Origin of the sequence: Mucilaginibacter sp. KACC 22773 (genome assembly GCF_028736215.1) — a bacterium.
Lineage (GTDB): Bacteria > Bacteroidota > Bacteroidia > Sphingobacteriales > Sphingobacteriaceae > Mucilaginibacter.
Window position 1 is genome coordinate 4,899,528 of the sequence record NZ_CP117883.1, and the last position, 20,928, is coordinate 4,920,455.

Annotated in this window: 18 protein-coding genes; 3 read left to right on the forward strand and 15 right to left on the reverse strand. The window is 43.5% G+C overall.

The window, feature by feature from the left end:
• Positions 1-101: 101 nt before the first annotated feature.
• On the reverse strand, positions 102-575 hold the full coding sequence (locus tag PQ469_RS19965) for a hypothetical protein (RefSeq protein WP_274209259.1): 474 nt from the start codon (positions 573-575) through the stop codon (positions 102-104).
• A 77-nt stretch (positions 576-652) separates the two neighbouring features.
• On the opposite strand from PQ469_RS19965, the gene PQ469_RS19970 reads away from it, so the two are divergent.
• The gene (locus PQ469_RS19970; protein WP_274209260.1) at positions 653-1,297 is read left to right on the forward strand and encodes an HAD family hydrolase; all 645 of its coding nucleotides are present in this window, start codon (positions 653-655) and stop codon (positions 1,295-1,297) included.
• Here the strand turns inward: PQ469_RS19970 and accC are convergent, their stop codons facing one another.
• From accC to PQ469_RS20005, 7 genes are all read right to left on the reverse strand, one after another.
• Positions 1,298-2,779, reverse strand: coding sequence for an acetyl-CoA carboxylase biotin carboxylase subunit (gene accC, locus PQ469_RS19975; RefSeq protein WP_274209261.1), 1,482 nt, complete (start codon positions 2,777-2,779; stop codon positions 1,298-1,300).
• A gap of 677 nt (positions 2,780-3,456) precedes the next feature.
• The gene (locus PQ469_RS19980) at positions 3,457-3,993 is read right to left on the reverse strand and encodes a c-type cytochrome (protein ID WP_274209262.1); all 537 of its coding nucleotides are present in this window, start codon (positions 3,991-3,993) and stop codon (positions 3,457-3,459) included.
• A 274-nt stretch (positions 3,994-4,267) separates the two neighbouring features.
• A complete protein-coding gene (locus PQ469_RS19985) occupies positions 4,268-5,098 on the reverse strand; it encodes an SDR family oxidoreductase (RefSeq protein ID WP_274209263.1) in 831 nt (276 codons plus the stop codon).
• Between the two features lie 215 nt (positions 5,099-5,313).
• Positions 5,314-6,315, reverse strand: coding sequence for a Hint domain-containing protein (locus PQ469_RS19990; RefSeq protein ID WP_274209264.1), 1,002 nt, complete (start codon positions 6,313-6,315; stop codon positions 5,314-5,316).
• Between the two features lie 196 nt (positions 6,316-6,511).
• Entirely contained in the window at positions 6,512-7,681 is a 1,170-nt protein-coding gene (locus PQ469_RS19995; RefSeq protein WP_274209265.1) for a pyridoxal phosphate-dependent aminotransferase, read from the reverse strand.
• A 166-nt stretch (positions 7,682-7,847) separates the two neighbouring features.
• Positions 7,848-9,431, reverse strand: a complete 1,584-nt coding sequence (locus tag PQ469_RS20000) for a flavin monoamine oxidase family protein (protein ID WP_274209266.1) — start codon at positions 9,429-9,431, stop codon at positions 7,848-7,850.
• 200 nt (positions 9,432-9,631) lie between these two features.
• Positions 9,632-10,306 (reverse strand): hypothetical protein, encoded by a 675-nt coding sequence (locus PQ469_RS20005; RefSeq protein ID WP_274209267.1) that lies wholly within the window; start codon positions 10,304-10,306, stop codon positions 9,632-9,634.
• A gap of 73 nt (positions 10,307-10,379) precedes the next feature.
• Here PQ469_RS20005 and PQ469_RS20010 point away from each other — a divergent pair, with 73 nt between their 5' ends.
• Positions 10,380-11,393: a threonine aldolase family protein gene (locus PQ469_RS20010; RefSeq protein ID WP_443192797.1), complete on the forward strand. Its 1,014-nt coding sequence runs from the start codon at positions 10,380-10,382 to the stop codon at positions 11,391-11,393.
• A 166-nt stretch (positions 11,394-11,559) separates the two neighbouring features.
• Here PQ469_RS20010 and PQ469_RS20015 read toward each other — a convergent pair whose 3' ends face one another.
• From PQ469_RS20015 to PQ469_RS20025, 3 genes are all read right to left on the reverse strand, one after another.
• Positions 11,560-12,492, reverse strand: a complete 933-nt coding sequence (locus tag PQ469_RS20015; RefSeq protein ID WP_274209268.1) for an RpnC/YadD family protein — start codon at positions 12,490-12,492, stop codon at positions 11,560-11,562.
• Between the two features lie 74 nt (positions 12,493-12,566).
• Positions 12,567-13,643 carry an acyltransferase family protein gene (locus PQ469_RS20020; RefSeq protein WP_274209269.1) on the reverse strand — a complete coding sequence of 359 codons (1,077 nt, stop codon included), beginning with the start codon at positions 13,641-13,643 and terminating at the stop codon, positions 12,567-12,569.
• Between the two features lie 360 nt (positions 13,644-14,003).
• Positions 14,004-15,239, reverse strand: coding sequence for a PQQ-dependent sugar dehydrogenase (locus tag PQ469_RS20025; RefSeq protein WP_274209270.1), 1,236 nt, complete (start codon positions 15,237-15,239; stop codon positions 14,004-14,006).
• A gap of 164 nt (positions 15,240-15,403) precedes the next feature.
• Between PQ469_RS20025 and PQ469_RS20030 the strand changes: the two genes are divergently transcribed.
• Positions 15,404-16,489, forward strand: a complete 1,086-nt coding sequence (locus tag PQ469_RS20030) for a DNA topoisomerase IB (RefSeq protein WP_274209271.1) — start codon at positions 15,404-15,406, stop codon at positions 16,487-16,489.
• 312 nt (positions 16,490-16,801) lie between these two features.
• On the opposite strand, the gene PQ469_RS20035 is transcribed toward PQ469_RS20030, so the two are convergent.
• From PQ469_RS20035 to pdxH, 4 genes are all read right to left on the reverse strand, one after another.
• Entirely contained in the window at positions 16,802-19,168 is a 2,367-nt protein-coding gene (locus PQ469_RS20035) for a M56 family metallopeptidase (protein ID WP_274209272.1), read from the reverse strand.
• Positions 19,169-19,179: 11 nt separating this feature from the next.
• The gene (locus tag PQ469_RS20040; protein ID WP_090653318.1) at positions 19,180-19,536 is read right to left on the reverse strand and encodes a BlaI/MecI/CopY family transcriptional regulator; all 357 of its coding nucleotides are present in this window, start codon (positions 19,534-19,536) and stop codon (positions 19,180-19,182) included.
• 202 nt (positions 19,537-19,738) lie between these two features.
• Positions 19,739-20,236: an NADH-quinone oxidoreductase subunit C gene (locus PQ469_RS20045; protein WP_274209273.1), complete on the reverse strand. Its 498-nt coding sequence runs from the start codon at positions 20,234-20,236 to the stop codon at positions 19,739-19,741.
• Positions 20,233-20,880, reverse strand: coding sequence for a pyridoxamine 5'-phosphate oxidase (gene pdxH, locus PQ469_RS20050; RefSeq protein ID WP_090653322.1), 648 nt, complete (start codon positions 20,878-20,880; stop codon positions 20,233-20,235). Before pdxH ends, PQ469_RS20045 begins: the two co-directional genes overlap by 4 nt.
• Positions 20,881-20,928 lie beyond the last annotated feature (48 nt).

A 20,928-nucleotide genomic window follows, 5' to 3' on the forward strand; every position in this document is an offset into this window, starting at 1 on the left:
AAATGTTCCTTTGTTTAATGTATTTAAACAAATTTACTCAATTGGTAAGGCATTAGTGTACAGATGGGATATTTGTGAGGGGTGGATGACAATAGTACACTTCATAGAGCAATCCGCTTTATCAATTTATAGGTTGATAAAGCCCGTTTAATTTTCATTTGTGTTTGCAGGCACTCCATTACTGTAAACAAAATAAAAATGGCTAAAGTCGTACTGAGGATTATCAGCCCGGCATAATGCGGGTCGTTTTTATCGGTCGACATCGTATTAGCAGCAATACCGCCAATAATTAATACCAAAACACCAAATGAACGGTTACTTATACTAGGCCGGCAAACGCAGTTACCTCTTTTAATCGCCATGTAAAAAATCAGCTTGGGCACAAACCTGTCAAACCGCGACATTAAACGGGTATAATTGATGCCGCTTTTATCTATTTGCCTCGCAAAAAATTGGTTGCCAATTTTGGGTTGAAACTCGGCCAAACTTACCCGTTCTTCAGAAAACTCATTTAAAGCTGCTTCCAGTATGGCAGTGTCTTCCGGGTTAAAACTAATTTTTTTAAAATAGACCATCTTTTTATAATCTAAATATAAAATAAATCAACGCCATCTGCCGCGCAGAAAAATAATCTGCTACTTTTGCCGCCAATATGGATAATTCATTAAAAAACACATTCGACAGCATAATTTTTGATTTGGACGGAACTCTTTGGGATAGCACTGCAAACGTGGCGCTGGCCTGGCAACACGCGCTTAACCAGGTTGATTATTTGAACGAAGATATGACCGTTGAACGCGTAAGATCAATTACCGGTATGACCTATGATGCTATATTTGATAAGCTATTCCCTGCCCTGAGTGATGAACAGCGCAAAGAAGTACAAGCCCTATGCGCTGTGAGCGAACTGGAAATATTGCATAAAAAAGGCGGTGAACTTTACCCGGAGCTGGAAGAAACCCTGAAATACCTGGGCGCAAAATACAAACTATACATTGTGAGCAATTGCCAAAATGGGTATATTGAGGTATTCCTGGATTTAAATAATATGCACCCTTACTTTTTGGCGCACCAATGCTTTGGCACCAAGGGTAACCCCAAGGCAGATAATATTAAGGATATTGTGAACGATCATGGCCTGCAGGCCCCTGTTTACGTAGGCGATACCATGGGCGATTATACATCGGCAACAAAGGCAGGTGTACCATTCATTTTTGCAAGCTATGGCTTTGGGGTTGTACCCGATGGTATGGTGGCTACGGTGGATAACTTTGCTGAACTGACGGAACTTTTATAGCTACAACCGGCTCCTGTTTTTTACCCAATTACTGGTTTCAGCAGTAACGTGGGCCGTCACAGTAGCTTTCCGGTTGCCAAGCAATTGCTCCATCAATATCGCGGCAATCCTGGCTTCATCTTCATTCCCGGTTTGCAATACATCAGCGTTGAAGTACTTTTTTACAAAATGGGTATCAAAATTACCCGATATAAAAGCCTCGTGCTGCATTACAAATTTGCCAAAGCCCAAAGTGGTTGTAATACCGGTTATCTGGTATTCGTCAATTGCCCTTATCATGCGTTCTATGGCCTCGGTACGGTCTTTACCATAGGTAATCAGCTTGGCTATCATCGGGTCGTAATAAATGGGAATTTCCATGCCTTGCTCAAAACCATCATCAACCCTTACCCCCGCCCCTTTTGGCGTAATATAAGTTTGCAGGGTGCCAATATCCGGCAGGAAATTATTGGCCGGGTCTTCGGCATAAACTCTTAATTCCAACGCGTGGCCGCGTATCTGCAAATCGTCCTGTTTAAAACTGATAGGCAAGCCACGGGCTATATTAATTTGTTCCTTTACCAGGTCAATCCCGGTAATTAGTTCTGTAACCGGGTGCTCAACCTGGAGCCGGGTATTCATCTCCAGGAAATAAAAGTTGAGTGCATCATCCATAATAAACTCCACCGTGCCGGCCCCCGTGTAGTTTACAGACCTGGCCGCATCAACCGCGCATTTGCCCATTTGCGCCCTTATGGCCGGGGTAAGCACTTTTGAAGGTGCTTCTTCAATCACCTTTTGATGGCGGCGCTGTACCGAGCAATCGCGCTCAAACAGGTGCACAATATTACCGTGCGTATCGCCCAGAACCTGGATCTCGATATGCCTTGGCGACGAAACATACCGTTCAATAAATACCGATCCATCGCCAAAGGCCGAAGTTGCCTCGGATACGGCTAACTGCATTTGCTCTTCAAAATCACCGGGACCGTCAACTATACGCATGCCTTTACCGCCACCGCCTGCAGCTGCTTTTATTAGTATAGGAAAGCCAACTTCAACTGCACGTTTTTTTGCCTCGACTACATCGGTTATAGCTTCTTCGGTACCGGGCACCATGGGGATATTGTACTTAAGCGCTGCCGCTTTGGCCGATAGCTTATTGCCCATAATCTCCATGGCCTCGGGCGATGGCCCTATCAAGATAAGACCTGCCTCGCGCACCAGTTTTGCAAAAGCAGCATTCTCGCTCAAAAAACCGTAACCTGGGTGAATAGCTTCGGCACCAGTTTTTATGCAGGCGGCTATAATTTTTTCGCCAACAAGATAAGATTGATTGGATGGTGCAGCGCCAATATGCACAGCTTCATCAGCATAGCGCACATGTAATGCATCACGATCTGCATCCGAATAAACGGCAACAGTTTTAATGCCCATTTCGCGGGCCGATCTCATTACCCTTAAAGCTATTTCGCCCCGGTTGGCTACCAGTATTTTTTGCATAAAACAAATGTAACTGATTTAACGGTTGACCGCCGGGAAAATTTAGGATGTTGGTAAATGCTTTCGATAAACGAACAATGGCATCGGCTTAAATAAAAACCCAGATATAATAATATATAGCAATGAATTCTTAATACCCAATACTTTTAATATCCAACGCCACGGCTTTTAGTCTTCTTATACGGGACTAAACGTACTGCGCCTGATATTTAAATCGGCCTTGATTTTTCATCCCAAAAGCATTTTTAGAGAAACGAACCAGAGAATTCAGCTCCGTTTTTACCGGCCAGACCTATCAAGCCTGTAGCTTTTACGGCTACAACGATAACAAACATAATGTTTAAGCGGTAACCAGAAAAAAAGAGTTTTAACCAATGGGCCTCTTTTTATGCGGGATATACCAACATTGCCACAACCACGGCAACGCAGCTCTTTTTGGGCGGCCAAGGGTTTTATTTTTGCAATGTTATCAATACCGTTTTTTGTATCTAATTCGGCTGTCATAATGTGAGTTAATTAAGGGGTACTTTCAAACCCTAAAATAGTCAAAAAAATGTGAATTTATAATGAATATTTACCGGCAATAGTAAAAAGGGTATTTTTAGCTTATTATACAACTATTTTTCGTTTTTGGCCAAATAAAAAGGCCTGTGATATCAATCACAGGCCTTTTTATATTATTCCTTTTTATCAGGTGCTGGTGTACCTGCGGGTGGAGAACCAGGCTGTCCGTTTGGCGGCGGACCACCGGGGCCAACACCAGGGGCACCCGGAGGAGGGCCGCCCGGGCCACGACCTGCAGGCAATGTTACTTCGGGATGGGCAGTGCCACGATGGCAGCTGTAACAGTTAACTCCCGATTTTAATGTTAAGCCTAATGAGTCTTTTTTAGCATCAAAATATTTCTCGTTGATTTTGTTCATCATCTTGAACATATCGCGCGCCATTTTCTTTTCTGGTTTGGCATCGTTTGCCCAGTCCATTTGTTTTGCGGCTTCATCACGTACGTGGCAAAAGTTGCAATGCACACCCAACGAGTGTTCCCACTCTTCCATTACATCATGCAATTGATCTTTGGTGATGTTTTTGGGTAATACTTTCAGGTTTTTCCAACCCGGCTCATCGGCTTTTTTGGGTGTCATCGATGTCATGGCACCTATTACCACTACCGACATGAGGCCAAGGGTAACTAATATTTTTTTGTTTACCAGCATAATTGTCATATTTAAGTCATCTAATGTAGATATTAAGTTTGAATGTTACAACTTTTAAAATGACGTTTATTTGGTAACTTTTTAGATACAGAGTAGTAGATGTGTAGATTTCAAATTTGCAGATATGCAGATGAGGAATTTATCAATGTACAGATTTCAGATGTGCAAATATGCAGATGAGGAATTAGTGAATGTCCGGATTTCAAATATTCAAATGAGAATTTAATCATCCATCTGAAATCTGCATATTTGAAATTTGCATATCTGCACATCGTCAAAGGCTCAATTTCTCGCTGATAGCCCAAAGTTTGTCGCGGGCAGCGGTATCCGTGGCGATGGCAGATGTTTTGGCAATTTTTTTCTTTTTAAAATAGCCGCCGTTATATTTATCAAGGCGCGGCGCGGTTGCCAGGAATACGGTAGTTGCCGCCCCTTGCTGTGCGCTGATCATAAACGGGCGAATCAGGGTGGTCATCAGTTTGCCCAGCCCTTTAAAATCATCCCAAAAGTGGGTATTTACCACACCCGGATGCAACGAAAATGCGAGAACACCCTTATTGGCAAATTTTGAGGCTAACGATTGTGTAAAATAGATATTGAACAGTTTATTCATCCCATAAACTTTCCATGAATTGTATGATCGCTCGCATTGCAGATCATCAAACTGTGGGGTACCACGTTTATGTGCTTCTGAGCTAACGTTGATAATGCGTGCCTGCCCTTTTTGCAGCAGCGGCATCAGCATGTTAGTCAATAAAAAATGCCCGAGGTGGTTAATGGTGAAGGTTAATTCAAAACCATCTTTACTTAGCTCACGTTCCGCAAAAATACCGCCTGCGTTGTTGATAAGCGTGTTGATGGCAAATAACTTGCCGGATAATTCGACAGCGGCATCGCGCACGGTTTGTAAATCGGCCAGGTCGCATTTAATAACATGCACTTCCTTGTTCCCGGTTTCGTTAATTAAATAGGTTTTGAGTTCATCGCCTTTTTGCATGTTGCGCACCAACAGGTAAAGTGAATGCCCCTGCCGGGCCAATGAAAGCGCGGTTTCTTTCCCAATGCCCGATGTAGCACCTGTAATAACGGTTGTTTTTATTGCCATTCCCCCCAGCCCCCTAAAGGGGGAGCTTTTGATTGGCAAGATAGAGGTTTTTTGTTAAGGAATTAAGGTTGACTTAATATCGAACACCGAATATCCAATTTCGAATAATGAAGGAAAAACTTCGGTGTTGGATATTCGGAATTCAGTGTTCGATATTATTTTCCACTTCTGTTTTTCTTAACTTAATGACATTGGGGGGAGGATTTGGGTAGAGTTTACTTCTGCATCACCATAACGCCGTTCATCAGCAGGGTGCTGCCGCCATCGGCTACTATGTTGTAAACTTTTTGGATACCGCCGCCATTTTCTGTTTTCTGAAGTACAGTAAAGGCTTCGTATTTGCCGGTTTGCTCGTTAAGGCAAAGCACTTCCTGGCCGGTAGCTATCTCGCCCATTTTTAGGCTGCCCTGTTTGGTAAGCATCGGGTGGTTTGGCGTGGCCTGCAATACTTTGGTATTCAGGTTTACCAACCTACCTGTCCTGGTGTTTTTAACATCTGCAGCAACAAGCACCAGGCGTGTTAAGGCATAATTTTTTGCTTCGTGGGTGGTTAACTCCTTTACCCTAACTACCGAACTTTTATTGGTGGCCGGGTCAATGGTAATTACTTCATCGCCGCTTTTTATCGTGCTCAGCATTTTTTTGCTACCATTGGCCATGGTTACCATCTCATCGCCAGGGAAACAAATATCGTTACCGTATGTAGCTGATTCTTCCTTCATATCCTTGCCGCCGTTCAGCACTTTATATTGCTGAAAACTTACCTCTTTTGACAATACATACGATAGCTTCAGAATAAAATTGGTTTCAACCTTGTTAATATTATCAATATCTAAAAAGTACTTTTCCCATACTTTGCCATCGGCAGTAAAATCGGGCACCAGGGCTTTATATAATTTGCCTTTTTCGTTGGTATAAAACACCATCAGCCCAATTTCCTGCATGCCTTCCTTAGCTATCAGCTTATAAAGGTCGACGCGTTTTTTAAGCCCGTCAGATCCGGTGATAAAATACGGTTTCCGGTTTTCATACCTGTCCAGTACGTAGGCGTTCTCAAATTTTACATATGTATCCTTATCCAGATCGGCAATGGTAAAGGTTTGGGCTTTGCTATACTCATCCATAGTAAGCGGACGAGGATTTACCGCCGCAGTTGTTTGTGCACGGCTTAAATAAATAGAACCGGTTAAAAGTATTGTTAATGTTAGTTTACGCATATTTTTCGGGGAGAATCAAGAGTCAAGAATCAAGAGTTAAGACTTTACTTGTTGGTATCTAAAGCTGATTCTGCAATTGATATTTGTTATTATATTACTGTACCTATTTGCTTTGAAATATGAAGGTGGGGTAGATAAAATGTTAGAATCAAAAGTTCTTTGTCTTGACTCTTGATTCTAACCTCTTGATTCTATTCTAACTTAGTTGTTTAAACGCCTCGGCAAATGCTTCCATTTCGTCCATGCGGCCGATGCTTACGCGGCACCACTCTTTATTGTTGAATTGCCAGCTGCGTACGCCCACGCCACGTTTCATCATTTCGCTAACAAATTTTCTGCTGTCCATTTTTAGCGGGAACATTACAAAATTGGCCGATGACGGAATGTATTCGTAGCCTTCCTTTTTCAGCACCGAGTACAAATACTCTTTTGATGCCAGCGTTTTTTCTAAAGCTTCTTTCAAAAATGCCTCCTCGCGATAGCCGGCAATAGCACCGGCAATTGTTGTTGCCGACAGCGAGAAACCGGTGGTGTAATTAGATAAGGCCTTAATAGTATCCGGTTGAGCCACGATGTACCCGCAGCGCAGGCCGGCAAACCCGTATAGTTTAGAGAATGTACGGGCAACTATAATATTGCTGCCGGCTTTCATGGTGCTTATCATCGAGGAACCTTTAGGATCGGGCAGGTAATCGATGTAGGCTTCATCAACAAAAACAGTTACTTTTTTTGATACCCGCTCGCAAAAGGCTTTTAATTTGGCGGTATCCAATATAGTCGCGGTTGGGTTATTTGGGTTACAGATATAAACCAACCCCGTGTTAGCGTCGATTTTGGCCTCCATGGCGTCCAAATCAAGTTTATAGTCGGCGGTCAATGGTACTTTAACCCATTTGCCTTCCAGCCTTTCGGCATGCGATGGCAGGTCGTCATAAGATGGATCGCCGGTGATAATGCTTTTTCCGCCCTTGCTGTAATACATGGCGGCGGCCAATAATAATGGTGATGAGCCGGATTCCATTAGGACGTTACCGGATGAAATTCCCTCATAGCTGGCAATTTTATCGTAAAGCACCCCCATTGATTGCATTGGGTATTGGTAACCCAGGTCGATAGCTTCCTGGATTGCTTTTTTTGCGGCGGGTGATGGGCCAAATGGGTTTTCATTAGCCAGTAAGCGGGCTTTTAATACCGGTGGCGCATCTGCTATGGCATCCATATCGGTAAAGCGTTTAGCCAGCGGGGCCAGCTTCTTAGCAACCGGCATAGCGGCCAGCTTACTGATTGTCCCCGAAAAGAAGGCCAGTCCCCCGGCCATAAGTGCGCTGGACTTGATCCAGTTTCTGCGGTTAAGTGAGTTTGCCATTTTTTTAAGTATCAAGTAGTTAGTATCAAGTATCAAGACTGATGATCCTGACACATGACAGATTTATTTATCTTGTAGTATTATAGTTTTAACCAATTCAATCTTAGTCCAGAAACATTTTCCACTCCCCTACAGCTGTCTTGACTCTTGATTCTATTTCCAAAACCTATTTTACCGCTGGGTAGCTTGCGCGGCCTTCAGTTACCCTGGCATGCAGGGCAGCCACTGTACTGCGGGCCGATTCAAATGCGCCGGCCATCCATGCGTTCAGATAGGTTAGGTGTTCGCCGGCAAAGTATACCTGCTTATCGGGCTTTAATAGTACCGGGTATTGTGTTTTGCGTGTTTCGATGCTGTAAACAGCCCATCCGCCTAAATTGTATTTTGTTTTGTGCCAGCTAACTGAAAAAGACGCTTCAAATTCCTTATCATATTGAGGGTGGATTAGCCTGCCTTTTTCCAGCGCAAACTTCTCACGCTCGGCATAACCTAAAGCGCCGATTTTCTGGGCTTTTTCGTTAAAATTGTAATATCCAATCAAGATACCCTTTTTTCCTAAATAATCATAAGATGGGTAAAAAATTTGTGTTAAATCGTTGTTGGTGTGGGTAATACCGCCGTATATATGCTCATCCTCCTCCCAAAACCTGCGTTTAAACTGCAAACCTATTTTACCTGTTTGTATATAGCTGATATAATCGATAGCCCGGCTAACATCGCCCGAGAAATTGTTGTTTACGTTACTTAAAACAGGCAGTGGTAAAGTGCAAATACACATATCGCCGGTTAACTCATGAACGCCCGCGGCATCTTTATAAGTAATTTTTACCCCCTCGGCCAGGTTATTGATCGAAGTAACTTCAGCACCCTTTTTTACAGATGGCGCTACCTTTTTTTCAAGAGCTTTGGCAATCTGATCCATACCCCCAACGGCCTGGAACATGGTCATCTGCAATTCGTAGGTATATTCAGCCACGTTGTAAAAATCAGGATCCATGAGGCCCGAATGCAGTATATCGGCCAGCTTATGCGGATCGGCAATTTTGCCTGGCCTGTCTCCCGCTCCCGGCGATTCGGTATACCCCCTCCTTGCTGATGCCTTGTACAGCTTATCTACATCAAGACCTCCTTCGGCTTGCAGATAGGCTATTATCTTTTCGCCATCCTCTCTGGTCATGGTGCTATCAAGGCCTCCATGATCGATGCTTTTGGCCAGCATTTCGGTCATATAACCGCGGATATCGTTATGAATTTCGCGTACACGGACTTTTTTGTTAGAGAGCGGGCCTTTGCCTTCGGCAAAATAATAAGCGCCCTCATTAACGTTGTTGTACACCTGTATAGGTACACCAAGCTCTTTACAGTAATGCAGCGTTAACTCGTGATGATGCGGAATGCGCGACGGGCCTGCGTTAAAGTAAAGGTCATCATCAAATTTGGCGGTAACCGCCGGTTTGTCAATCTCCTGGTTAGTTGCGCCGTTGCGGATACTCCAGCAGCGGCCGCCGGTACGCTGGCGGGCCTCCAGTATGGTGCATTGATAGCCCAATTTATTAAGCTCATAAGCGCAGGTCATGCCGGCAAGGCCCGCTCCTAATATAATAATGTGTTTGCCCTTGCCATCGCCCTCCAAATTAAAGGCGTGCGCGGGAGCGGGTTTTAGCATGCCCAATGCCAACATAGCGGGATAAGCCCCACCAGCCAGCATAGCACCCTTACCCAAAAAATCTCTGCGGGTAATTGTTTTCAATAAGATCAGCTTTTATGTTTTACAATTATGTAAGGCTTAAAGATAGTTTTTTAAATGATTTAATAAAAGATATGGCATAATTTTTTAATTATGATAATATCTACGGGCTTAGTATGGATTATTTGAAAAACAAGACGGTTCAATAAAAAAGTCGCTCCTTTTGGGAACGACCTGTAATTTCAAACGTTTTATTAACCGGTTTACTGCGCCGGCTGCCCTTTATGTGCAGCTACCGATTTGTTGTAGTAGTCAAGAAGCTTATCTATATTTTTGAGGTTATACTTGTGCTGTTTAATGCTTTCAACCACCTGCTCTTCGTCGCCCAATATCTCTACCATAATATCTTCAAAGTTGGCATCGGTTATGCGCTGCATATCGGCGGTACTTTCGCCAAAATAGTAGGTTGTTTTTGAGCTTTTACCACCGCCTCCATTACCACCGCCGCCGCCGAGCGAAACACCTACACCGCCGCCAAGGCCGCCACCGTAACCACCACTGCCATAGCCCATAGCTACACCCGGCGAAAAATGTACACCGCCGCCACCGCCTGTTGCGCCTTTGGCCGCATATAGTTTAAGTGGCTCGTCCAATACTACCTGTACAAAATCGGTTTCCTCTTTGCTCCAGTCTTCGTTGCGTGGGGCGTGGGCAACCACAAAGCTATCCTTACCTGCCACAAACGAGCGGATATCACTGGCGCTGAGTTTATAGGGGTTTGTTTTTTCGTCGTCTTTAAACTCAATAAAGCCTTCATCTTTAATAGGGCCTTTGCCGCCGGGGTTTACGCGGATAAAACCGGCACTGCGGTTACCTTTTACATCGGTAAAAGCACCCGACTGCCATTTTTGCGATTTTGCTGATACAAAACACAGCATAAAAAATAAAATGATTAAAATTGAGCGCATAACAAGTATAAAATACAAAGAACGTAATTTTTAGATATTTAATATGATGACTGTTGATTTACGCAGTGACACCGTTACCAAACCAACTCCAGGCATGCTGGAAGCCATGTGGAGCGCCAAAGTTGGCGATGATGTTTTTGGCGAAGATGAAACCATAAACGCCCTGGAAGAAAAAGCGGCCGCCATGTTTGGGATGGAAGCGGGAATTTTTTGTCCATCGGGTACCATGACCAACCAGATAGCCATTAAGTGCTTTACCCAACCGCTTGATGAGCTTATTGCCGATCAAACCGCTCACGTGTACCGTTATGAAGGTGGCGGTATTGCCTTTAACTCCGGCGTATCTACCCGTTTACTGAACGGCTACCGCGGCATTATCACAGCCGAAATGATTGAGCCGGAAATTAATGCCGAAAATATTCACTATCCCCACACCAGTTTGGTGGTGTTAGAAAATACAGTGAACAAAGGCGGTGGCAGCTGCTATACTTTAAATGACATTAAACCAATAGATCAGCTTTGCCATGCCAGAGATCTAAAACTCCATTTGGATGGCGCCCGTATTTTTAACGCCCTTGCCCATACCGGCGATAAGGCTGTTGATTACGGAACTTATTTTGATGGCATTTCTGTTTGCTTATCTAAAGGGCTTGGCGCGCCGGTTGGCTCGGTTTTACTGGCTGATAAGGCCACTATTAAATACGCGCGCCGCATTCGTAAGGTAATGGGTGGCGGTATGAGGCAGGCGGGCTTCCTTGCAGCGGCGGCTATATATGCATTGGACCACCATGTAGAACGCCTGAAAATAGACCATGCCCACGCTCGCATTTTGGGCGAAGAACTGGCTAATTTAAGCTGGGTAAGCCATGTAATGCCGGTGGAAACCAATATTGTACTATTTGATACTGTAGAACCCGCCAAAGCAGTACTGGCCAAACTGGCCGAAAAAGGCATTAAAGCCAGCGATACTGATAAACACCGCATCCGTTTTGTAACACACTTAGATATACATGCGGATCAGGTGGAATATTTGGTTGGGGTGCTGAAGGGAATGTAATTTTGAATGGTAAATAGTGAATAGTGAATGTAATGGGATGGGCCTAAGCCACTCATTATTCACTTTGATGCCTTGTCGGCACATTATTCTTCCCAACTTTTTGAAGGCTTTAAAACAACAAAAGCCCTTTTAGGGCTCTGCTGCTATACTTTATCGACGTTATCAATTAAAGTTTTTCTATTTCCTCAACAGAAAGTTTAGTGGTTTTTGCAATGAACTCAGAAGTCAGGCCTTCTTTTTTAAGTTCACGGGCTATGGTAATTGCTTCTTCCCGTTTACCTTCCTGCTTGCCTTTTTGAATGCCTTTTTCAATACCTTTTTGAATACCTTGCTTCTCGGCCCTATCTAATAAAAGTTCTTCAATGCCCATAGTGGTACTCCTTTCTGTTAAGTTTTTAACCTCTTGTTCAAATTTAGTATTTATATCCGGGTTTTCAAAGCGCACATAATATTTCAAAAAATTCATTAATACCCTGATCTTTTCTTTTGCAATTTGCCTTGTTAACAGCAACTTAGCTAACTTGAGCTTTAAAGCAAACAAAAGCTCATCTTTTTCGTCGGTATCCTTAATATTTTTACCAGCGAGCGCGGCTTTTACAGTCAATACTACCAACGCAAAAGGGTTATCACTGGCCATTAATTCCTCATCACTTTGGCTGGCTATTTTATAGGTATTAAAAGTATATCGCAAACTTGTACCCATAAAGTCTAAGGTAAAATGATCCGACCGTTCTTTTGTGTTCGCCTCGGTAAAGATGGCATATGCAACTATAGGTTTTTGATACTTATCCAATATCCGGTAAAAGTAGGTAAACATACGACTACCAAAATCCTTTTGATATTGACCCTGCACCTCGATATGTACCAAAATCCATTCCTCGTTGCCGCTTTTGGTAAATACCTTAACCAGTTTATCAATTACTTTCGGAGAATACTCGTCCTTCTCCGGCGGGAAAACCTGCTCCAGCTCTTTATCCAAAAATTCAAACCCTTTATCAAAGTCGAAAATATCCGAAGCATCAGGATTAAGAAAGCATAAAAAATCGTCAAAAACATCTTCGAGAATCCCTTTCCAAAGGATGTCGTCTTTTCTTCTCATTAAACAATAATATAAAATACTCACCGGCAAAAAAATTGACTGGTAATAAAAGTCGATCATTTGTTATCATCTCATCAGCCCTGCTGCCGCTTACCACTCAAATACTTCCTTACCGGAATATCATAAGCCACCATGGCCAGGTAGCCCATACCAACCAGCAATATTACGCCTGCAATTACTATATAAACAATTTGGCTGGTTGGCGGCTTGTGGCTTATTACATAATTGCCAAAAAACCAGATACCCACATAATGGGTCATATACAATGGGTAAGAAATATTACCCGAAAAGTTGCAGAGTTTTTTAAGGCCTCCCGAAAGCGTGGCACCTGCCCCCAAAGCGATAAGCAGCGGAAAATAAAAAAGAACCACGAGCAATTGAGCAAGCCAGTTCCATTTACTATGGGGCATCATTAATGCCGCTAACAGTAATAGGGCAAGCCCAATAAAGCCAAGCTTGTTTTTGATAATGAAGTTAAAACGGTATACAAGCAGCCCGGCTGTAAACGAATAAAAAATGCGGGCACCGCCTTCCCAAAAGTTTTCGCCGGCCCAGCCGCCCGATAATATTTTGGCATGGAAGGCCACAAAACCGAGCGCTGCCGCGGCTATAACCAGCAATACAACCAAATACTTGCGCGCAAGCTTGTAAAGCACCAACGCATAAACAATATTTGCTATATACTCCCAAAATAACGACCATGCAGGCGCGTTAAAACTAAACAAGTTAAAATACCGCTCCTGCATGGCCGGGAACGGGATAAGCAGCATCGAGCTTACAAATATCAGCGCCAGCCGGCCAACGCTGTAAGCCTCCGGATGACCGCCAAACGGATCAACAAGAAAACCAATAAGGCCCAACACCGAACCTAAAATAACCAACGGATGCAGCCTGATTATTCTTGATTTAAAAAACTCCAGCACGCCCATTTTACCAATCCGGTCATCATAAGCATAACCTATTACGAAACCCGACAGGCAGAAAAAAAAGTCGACAGCGAGGAAGCCGTGGCCAATAAAGTTTACATCGTAACTTGGAAAAAGGAACTCGGTAAAATGAAATACCACTACCGCCAAAGCGGCAACACCGCGCATGCCGTCCAGGATTTCGAAGTGTTGTTTGGTTTTTAAAGTTGCAGGAATAGTGCTCATGAATAGTTATTACGCCGGCCATTGGCCACGGCGCTTTTTAAAGATATGTGTGATGTTTCAAGAATACCGATTAATATCAAACCCGGCAAATATTTGGCGGCATTTTTCAGGGCAAACGCATCTAATTGGGTTAACATAACTTAACACATTTCAGATAAAACATTCATAAATAGTTAATAATCAATATTTTATATTTTATCATGGTTAACACTAAACTGATAGCCAATTTAGGCGCATCCAAATATTTGTGCCTGTTTTAACTATTTAAATGCGTTTGCCCTGCGGCGTTTTTAACTATCTTTATAAAAAACAAAATCCCGGATGGTTGCCCATTCGGGATTTTGTAATGCTTTTTATTTACTATTGTTTAGCTATCCTGTACATTTTGCCATTATCAGTTACGCCGTACAACGCACCGTCTTTACCGGTGGCAAGCGAGCGCCAGCGTTCGCGTTTATCTTTAAACAGGCGCTCCTCGCCTACAACTTTATTATCTTTAATAACCAGGCGTGCTATGTGCGATCCGCTGAGGGCGGCTACAAAAAGGTTGCCCTTCCATTCGGGTATCATATCGCCGGTGTAAAAAGTGATACCGCAAGGCGATATAACAGGGTCCCAGTAATAAACGGGCTGGGTTACACCCTCTTTTTGCTGAATACCATCACCAACTTTTTCGCCACTGTATTCAATACCATAGGTAACCACAGGCCAGCCGTAATTATTGCCCGGGCGGATGATATTGATCTCGTCGCCGCCGCGCGGACCAAACTCATCTTCCCATAGTTCGCCGGTTGCGGGGTTCCAGGCCATCCCTTCGGGGTTGCGGAAACCGTAGGCATAAATTTCGGGCAGGGCATTTGGGGTATTGGCAAAGGGGCCACCCGGCACCGCCTTACCATCTTTGGTTAAGTGCAGTACTTTACCAATAGCAGCGCTCAAATCCTGCGCTTTCATGCGTATATCGCCGCCAGAACGTTCACCGGTGCTTACAAACAAGTTGCCTTGCTTATCAAACAAAATGCGGCTGCCGTACTGTAAAGCACCCCTATAAGCGGGCTTTGCACGGTATATCACTTCAATATTCTCTACCTGGGTTTCATCTGCAGATAATTTACCTTTAGCTACGGCCAGTACGTTACCTTCGGGGGTTACTTCGGCATAATCCCAAAATATCATCCGGTTGGTTTTAAAATCAGGATCGATGTTAACATCCAGCAAGCCGCCCTGGCCCTGGGCCAACACTGCAGGCAAATTGCTTATCGTTTTATCGGCCTGTCCATCAGCTTTTAGGATCCGCATAGTACCACCCTTTTGGGTTATCAGAAAGCGGCCATCGGGCAATACGCAAAGCGCCCAGGGTTGCTTTAACTCGCTGTTAATAACGGTTGCGGTTACCGCCATTTTGGTTTTAACGCCTGTGATACGCGTTTGACCGGGGAAGGCTGATTTATAATCGCTGTTGGGCTTAATGGTTTCAACAGGTGCACCTTTGCCGGTATCGGCAACCGCAGTTTGTTGCGGGGCCGCATGGCAGGCAGCTATCCCGGCTGTTAACGACAGGCTTAAAATAAATGTTTTACAGTTTTTAGGCAGCATGAATTTGGTTAATAAATGTTTATGATACATTAATAGCTAAAACTACAAATTGGTTTTGAGGATAGCCTGTATATGCTGTAAAAATATTATGACATGCCCCTATGGGCTATTGATTCTTAGCCCTTCCCCTAAAACTTAATCCCCTGCCCCTTGTTGTACTTTGCATGAATCGCCTGGTACAAAAACTCGAAAAAATTGGTCGCGACCCAAAAGTTACGGCAAAGGCAGTTGGCTTACGCTATGTTTCAGATTCAACCCCAGGCTATACCCGTAAAAAAGCGGGCAAGGGCTGGAGTTATTATGATGCCGGTGGCGTGCTGGTAAAGGATAAGAAATTGATTGCCCGTTTTGCCAAACTGGTTATCCCCCCGGCTTACACCAACGTATGGATCTCGCCTTATGAAAACAGCCACCTGCAGTTTACAGGTACCGATGCTGCAGGACGTAAACAATACCGCTACCATGCCGGCTGGAACCAGATCCGAAATCAAAGCAAATACCACCGCCTGCAAACCTTTGCCGAACACCTGCCTGCCATACGCGCCCAGGTAGATAAAGACCTGGCCCGCCACAACCTTGATCATGAAAAAGTTGTGGCGCTGGTAGTACGCCTGATGGAACTGACCAGCATTCGCGTGGGTAATGAATCGTACAAAAAGCTTTACGGGTCGTTTGGCTTAACCACACTGCTTAACAAACATGTGGCCATTGAAGGATCAAAAATAAAGTTTGAGTTTAAAGGTAAAAAAGGTGTTTTTCATAAAGTAGCCCTGCAAAGCAGGCGCCTGGCCAACCTGGTAAAGCAATGCCGCGATATACCTGGCAAGGACCTTTTTCAGTATTATAAACCCGATGGTGAACGGTGTAGTGTCGGCTCGGGTGATATTAACGATTACCTGAAAGGCATTACCGGCGAAGATTTTACCGCCAAAGATTTTCGCACCTGGAGTGGTAGTGTAAGCGCCCTTTACGCCTTTAAAGAGGCCGGCGAGTTTCAAAACATTACCGAATGCAAAAAGAAAATTGTAAGCGTATTGGATGAGGTAGCCATTAACCTTGGCAACACCCGCACCGTTTGCAAAAAATACTACGTACACCCAACGGTAATAAAAAGCTACGAGGAAGGCACTATATTTAAATACCTTGAGAAAATTGACAGCCACGAAGATGCCAAAGCTGCTGAGTTGAATATTGCCGAAAAAGCACTTTTACAACTCCTGGAAACAGAAAAACTCGCGGTAGCGAGTTGAGGGGGGATTGTCGGAATCGGAATTGCTCTCAGAATTTTAAAATCAACAGAATTAAGAAGTGTTTTACAACACGATCAACCATTCAACAAGTAACAGGGGTGATTAAGCTAACGGGGATAGTAAACTTATCAACTACTAACCATTTAACTGATCCTATTATTAACTTAATCAACCTTGTTTTTTGTAGTGGATGGTTTATTAAGTTGATTGTGTTAAGTGATTGGCTATTTTGAATGAAGATTTTGATCAGCAACAACTTAATCAACCCAATCTAACTCAATCAACTACTCACTTAATCACCTAATCAACCACTCACTTTTTCTTCTTCAACTCAATAACAATCACACCTTGTTTGGCTTTTTCGCCGTATTTTTTGTCTGTGGCGGCATCGTTTTTAAGCACGCTTATATTTTTGATATCATTTTGATTTAGGTTTTTGAACTCGCCCTGGGTAACCTCTTTACCATCTACCAAAATCAGCGGGCTTGCCTTGTCGTCATTCCGGGGGCGTATCCGCAAAATTTTAGTTGCGGTAGCATTTATTCCATTTTTGCTATCAACCATAGTTACCGGATCACCATCGGCTGTCATCATCACAATGGTATCCATTGGTGTGGTACTATTTAAGGTAATGGCATTACCTTTTACCACTATGTTTTTACGAATTGGCTTGCTGTCCCATCTGGTAACCATTGTAGCGCCCGAAGCCGCAGCACTACCCGCCACCCTTTTGGTGGCCCTTACACCACTTAACCCTGTGCCTGTTACCGTAATGGGTTCAGCATCGTCGTTATCATCCGCAGCGCCTGCAATCGAGGTGACATCATCTATCTTCAGGTTAGATTTAAGTGCCTTTGTGGATTTGGCCGATACGGTTACTTTGCTGAGGCCTTTAACCTTACCTACTACTACGGGATCGGCAGAGTTAACCGTATAAGCGTAATAAATACGTTTTGTTTTGCCGTTTGCATCCTTTAAAGTATCACCGGCAATTTTCATATCCCTTATAAAAACTTTATCAACGCGGCCTTTTGTATGAGCGGGGCTAAAATCCATAACTGTAGCAAACCCGGCACCTGTTGTGCCCTTATATTTATCCAGCTTTTCTTTAAATTTTAAGCCCTCGGCCGAGTTTTTTGTGGTAATAAATACCAGCCCTACATTATCTGCCACTTTATCATCAACAAGCTGTGCAGCATCGCTGTTTTTAAATACATTAACACTAAGTATATCATCGGGATTTACATTTTTGATATCTCCTTTTTTACCGTTAATGTAATACATAACCGAGTCGTTTCCATTGATATGGATAGCAAAAGCCCGTTTGGTGGTATCGGCGTTTACCATATCTTTTAAAATAAAATTCACTTTGGCATTCACATGCTCAATAGCCCCCTTATTAACGCTGTTTATCTTAATCTTGCCTGCGGCTACCAGTTGTGCTATCTTTTCTCTCAGGGCTTTACCTGCCGCTGAGTTTTTCCTTGTCGCAAAGGCCACTGCATGGTTGCTATCGCCCACATTAAAATATTTTTTGGCGTCAGTTGCTGTAAGGTAATCTATACTTTCAGTATTATCGGCAAAGCTATTGGCATTTGATACCTGTACACCATCCAAATAAAATACAGTGCTGGTGGTATTATCATCATCAGTTTTACCTTTGGCTGTGTTTGCAGGGGTTTTATTTTCGTCCTTACCAGGCAAAATCAATTTTATGGTGGCAGCCAGCTTATTTATGCCCACGGCATTACCTACATTATTTGATAATATGGTTATCGATTTAAAAGCATCGCTCTTTTTTACAAAATCGGCTTTTGAAATACTAAAAACCAACAATAGCCCAACTACAACAGGCACCATGAACACGTACCGGGTGAGGTTTATTTTTGAAGATCGTTTGGCGTTCATCATGATGATACGTTTTTTAATGGTTGATAAATTGAAATGGTTTACAATGCCAGGTTGCGTGTTATTAAAACTTACCGATACCAGGCTATACTGGTAAGTTTTGCTGTCGATGCCTTTTTTAAGGATCTTTTGATCGGTTATAAATTCTATATTTTCGCGAATAGCCCTTTTCATGAGCCAAATTCCCGGGTTAAACCAATAAAAAATGCTGCTTAGTTCGGCCAGCAAAATATCGGCCGTGTGCCATTGGTTTACGTGCACCTGCTCGTGCAGTAAAATTGCCTTTAAATCGGCAGGCTCATGGTTGGCCGGGTTAACAAAGATGCTTTGCCAGAATGAGAATGGCGCAGCATCTTTATCCATCAGCCTAACCTGGTGGTTGCCAATGGTAGCAGGCTTGGAATTTTTATATAAACGGTACAACGAAAACAGCTGCACAAACAAGCGGATGGCCAGCAAGGCTGCTCCTGCCCAAAATATAAGCTCAACATAAGCCCAGTAACCGGGCTTATCAACTGTTTTTGCCAGGGCTTGCGCGGGCGCCTGCCAGTTTATAACTACCTGCTGAACAGGCCGGGCCAATTGCTGGTGGCGCTGTATAAAATCCGACAGGTTTATTTGGGGGTAAATGCTGGCAAACAATATAGCTGCAAGCAGGTAAACGCGGTTAAGGGTATAAAACGTAAGGTGCCTTAATACCAGGTAATAACCGGCGCAAAACAACAACAGGGCAATATTTACTTTAAGCAAAAAAACAAACAGTGCTGGCATGGCTTTAGGGTTTATTGTTTTTCAATCAGTTTAATGATCTCTTGCAGGTCTTTGGCGCTTAGCTTTTTATCCTTAGCGAAAAAGGTAACCAGGTCTTTGTAGGAGTTTTGGAAGTAATCGTTCACAAAACCACTCATAAAACGTTTTTTGTATTCTTCCTCTTTAATGGCCGCGCTGTAGCGCAGGGAGTTGCCCATTTTTTCGCTTTGCAAAAATCCTTTTCGCTCCAGGTTTTTTATGGTTGACGCCAGCGTGGTATATGGCGGCTTGGGTTCCTCCATCTGGTCAAGAAAATCTTTTATAAAACCCACCTCGCATTGCCATACCGCCTGCATGGCTTCTTCCTCTTGTTTTGATAATTTCTCCATTGTTAATTACGATTATTTCGTAAATCTACGAATAGTTCGTAAATAACAAAATTATTTAACAAAAATTAACAAAGCCTTACCCTGCCCTCTCCAAAGGAGAGGGTTCTGAAAAAAGTTAGCCCCGTGATGTTTTAACACCATGAGGCTAATAAATATGCAAATCAAAAGTCCTCTCCTTTGGAGAGGATTTAGGTGAGGCTCCCTAATCTATCTTAATTCCCTTATAATACTCGGCCGTCTTATAATCCTTACGTAACGGGAAACCATCCCAGTCATCAGGTAATAAAATGCGGCGCAGGTCGGGATGGTTGGTAAAAAAGATACCTAACAGGTCATAAGCTTCGCGTTCGTGCCAGTCGGCAGTGCGGTATATGGCGGTGATGCTTTTAAATTCGGGTAACTGGTCGCTTTCCCGGTCATGGGGCTTGCTTATCTTCAGGGTAAGCTGGGTTTTATACGGAATAGATGCAAGGTGATAAACCACGCCGTAGCGATTAGTTTCATCGTTATAATGCAGCCCGCTGATGCTCGACAAAAAATCGAAATACGTTTTGGGGTTATTACGCAGCTCCAGGCATACCCTGTCAATATCGTCGGGATTAATTAGCAAGGCAGGCTGCAGGCCGCCGGTTTCTTCGCCGGCAATAACAGCCTCGCCAAATTTTTGGATAAGTAATAATTTAATGTCGTTAAACATCATGGGGCCAAACGTACTTTTTTCCAGGTTTTTTTATCGGTTTTCTTGTAAAGGATACGGTCATGCAGCCTGCTTGGCCTGCCCTGCCAAAACTCTACAAGCTGTGGCTTTAAAATGTATCCTCCCCAGTATGATGGCTTCGGAATTTCTTTGCCTTCGTATTCGGCTGTAAGCTGGGTTTGTTTATCTTCAAGCACTTTCCTGTCTTCAATTTCCTGGCTTTGCGGCGATACCAATGCACCTATCTGGCTATCTACAGGGCGCGAGTGAAAATATCGTTCAGATTCTTCCTTGCCCAATTTCTCCAATGTACCCTCAATACGCACCTGGCGTTCCAGTTCGCCCCAAAAAAAGGTAATGGCGCCATGCGGGTTTTTGGTAATTTCTTTACCCTTGCGGCTCAGGTAATTGGTATAAAACATAAACCCCTCTTTATTAACACCTTTCAGCAAAACAATCCGGGCCGATGGCTTTCCGTTTGTAGTTGCCGTAGCCAGCGTCATGACGTTAGGTTCGGGCAATTTTGCGGCCAGCGCTTCGTTAAACCATTGTTCAAACTGGTTCATCGGGTCGGCCTTGGTGCTGTTTTCCAATAAAGTGGCGGCAGAATACTCCTGCCTTAAATTTTGTAGTTCCTGCTCGTTCATTTATGCAAACTTACTAATTAATTAATCCGTATATATTGATATATTTTC

Bases quoted from the DNA above. Each gene is read 5' to 3' on its own strand.
- PQ469_RS19965 (WP_274209259.1), bottom strand. From the start codon at position 575: ATGGTCTATTTTAAAAAAATTAGTTTTAACCCGGAAGACACTGCCATA.
- PQ469_RS20040 (WP_090653318.1), bottom strand. From the start codon at position 19,536: ATGGAGAAATTATCAAAACAAGAGGAAGAAGCCATGCAGGCGGTATGG.
- PQ469_RS20005 (WP_274209267.1), bottom strand. From the start codon at position 10,306: ATGCTGTGTTTTGTATCAGCAAAATCGCAAAAATGGCAGTCGGGTGCT.
- PQ469_RS19995 (WP_274209265.1), bottom strand. From the start codon at position 7,681: ATGGCAAACTCACTTAACCGCAGAAACTGGATCAAGTCCAGCGCACTT.
- PQ469_RS20030 (WP_274209271.1), top strand. From the start codon at position 15,404: ATGAATCGCCTGGTACAAAAACTCGAAAAAATTGGTCGCGACCCAAAA.
- PQ469_RS20010 (WP_443192797.1), top strand. From the start codon at position 10,380: ATGATGACTGTTGATTTACGCAGTGACACCGTTACCAAACCAACTCCA.
- PQ469_RS20015 (WP_274209268.1), bottom strand. From the start codon at position 12,492: ATGAGAAGAAAAGACGACATCCTTTGGAAAGGGATTCTCGAAGATGTT.
- PQ469_RS20020 (WP_274209269.1), bottom strand. From the start codon at position 13,643: ATGAGCACTATTCCTGCAACTTTAAAAACCAAACAACACTTCGAAATC.
- PQ469_RS20035 (WP_274209272.1), bottom strand. From the start codon at position 19,168: ATGCCAGCACTGTTTGTTTTTTTGCTTAAAGTAAATATTGCCCTGTTG.
- accC (WP_274209261.1), bottom strand. From the start codon at position 2,779: ATGCAAAAAATACTGGTAGCCAACCGGGGCGAAATAGCTTTAAGGGTA.
- pdxH (WP_090653322.1), bottom strand. From the start codon at position 20,880: ATGAACGAGCAGGAACTACAAAATTTAAGGCAGGAGTATTCTGCCGCC.
- PQ469_RS19985 (WP_274209263.1), bottom strand. From the start codon at position 5,098: ATGGCAATAAAAACAACCGTTATTACAGGTGCTACATCGGGCATTGGG.
- PQ469_RS19990 (WP_274209264.1), bottom strand. From the start codon at position 6,315: ATGCGTAAACTAACATTAACAATACTTTTAACCGGTTCTATTTATTTA.
- PQ469_RS19970 (WP_274209260.1), top strand. From the start codon at position 653: ATGGATAATTCATTAAAAAACACATTCGACAGCATAATTTTTGATTTG.
- PQ469_RS19980 (WP_274209262.1), bottom strand. From the start codon at position 3,993: ATGCTGGTAAACAAAAAAATATTAGTTACCCTTGGCCTCATGTCGGTA.
- PQ469_RS20025 (WP_274209270.1), bottom strand. From the start codon at position 15,239: ATGCTGCCTAAAAACTGTAAAACATTTATTTTAAGCCTGTCGTTAACA.
- PQ469_RS20045 (WP_274209273.1), bottom strand. From the start codon at position 20,236: ATGATGTTTAACGACATTAAATTATTACTTATCCAAAAATTTGGCGAG.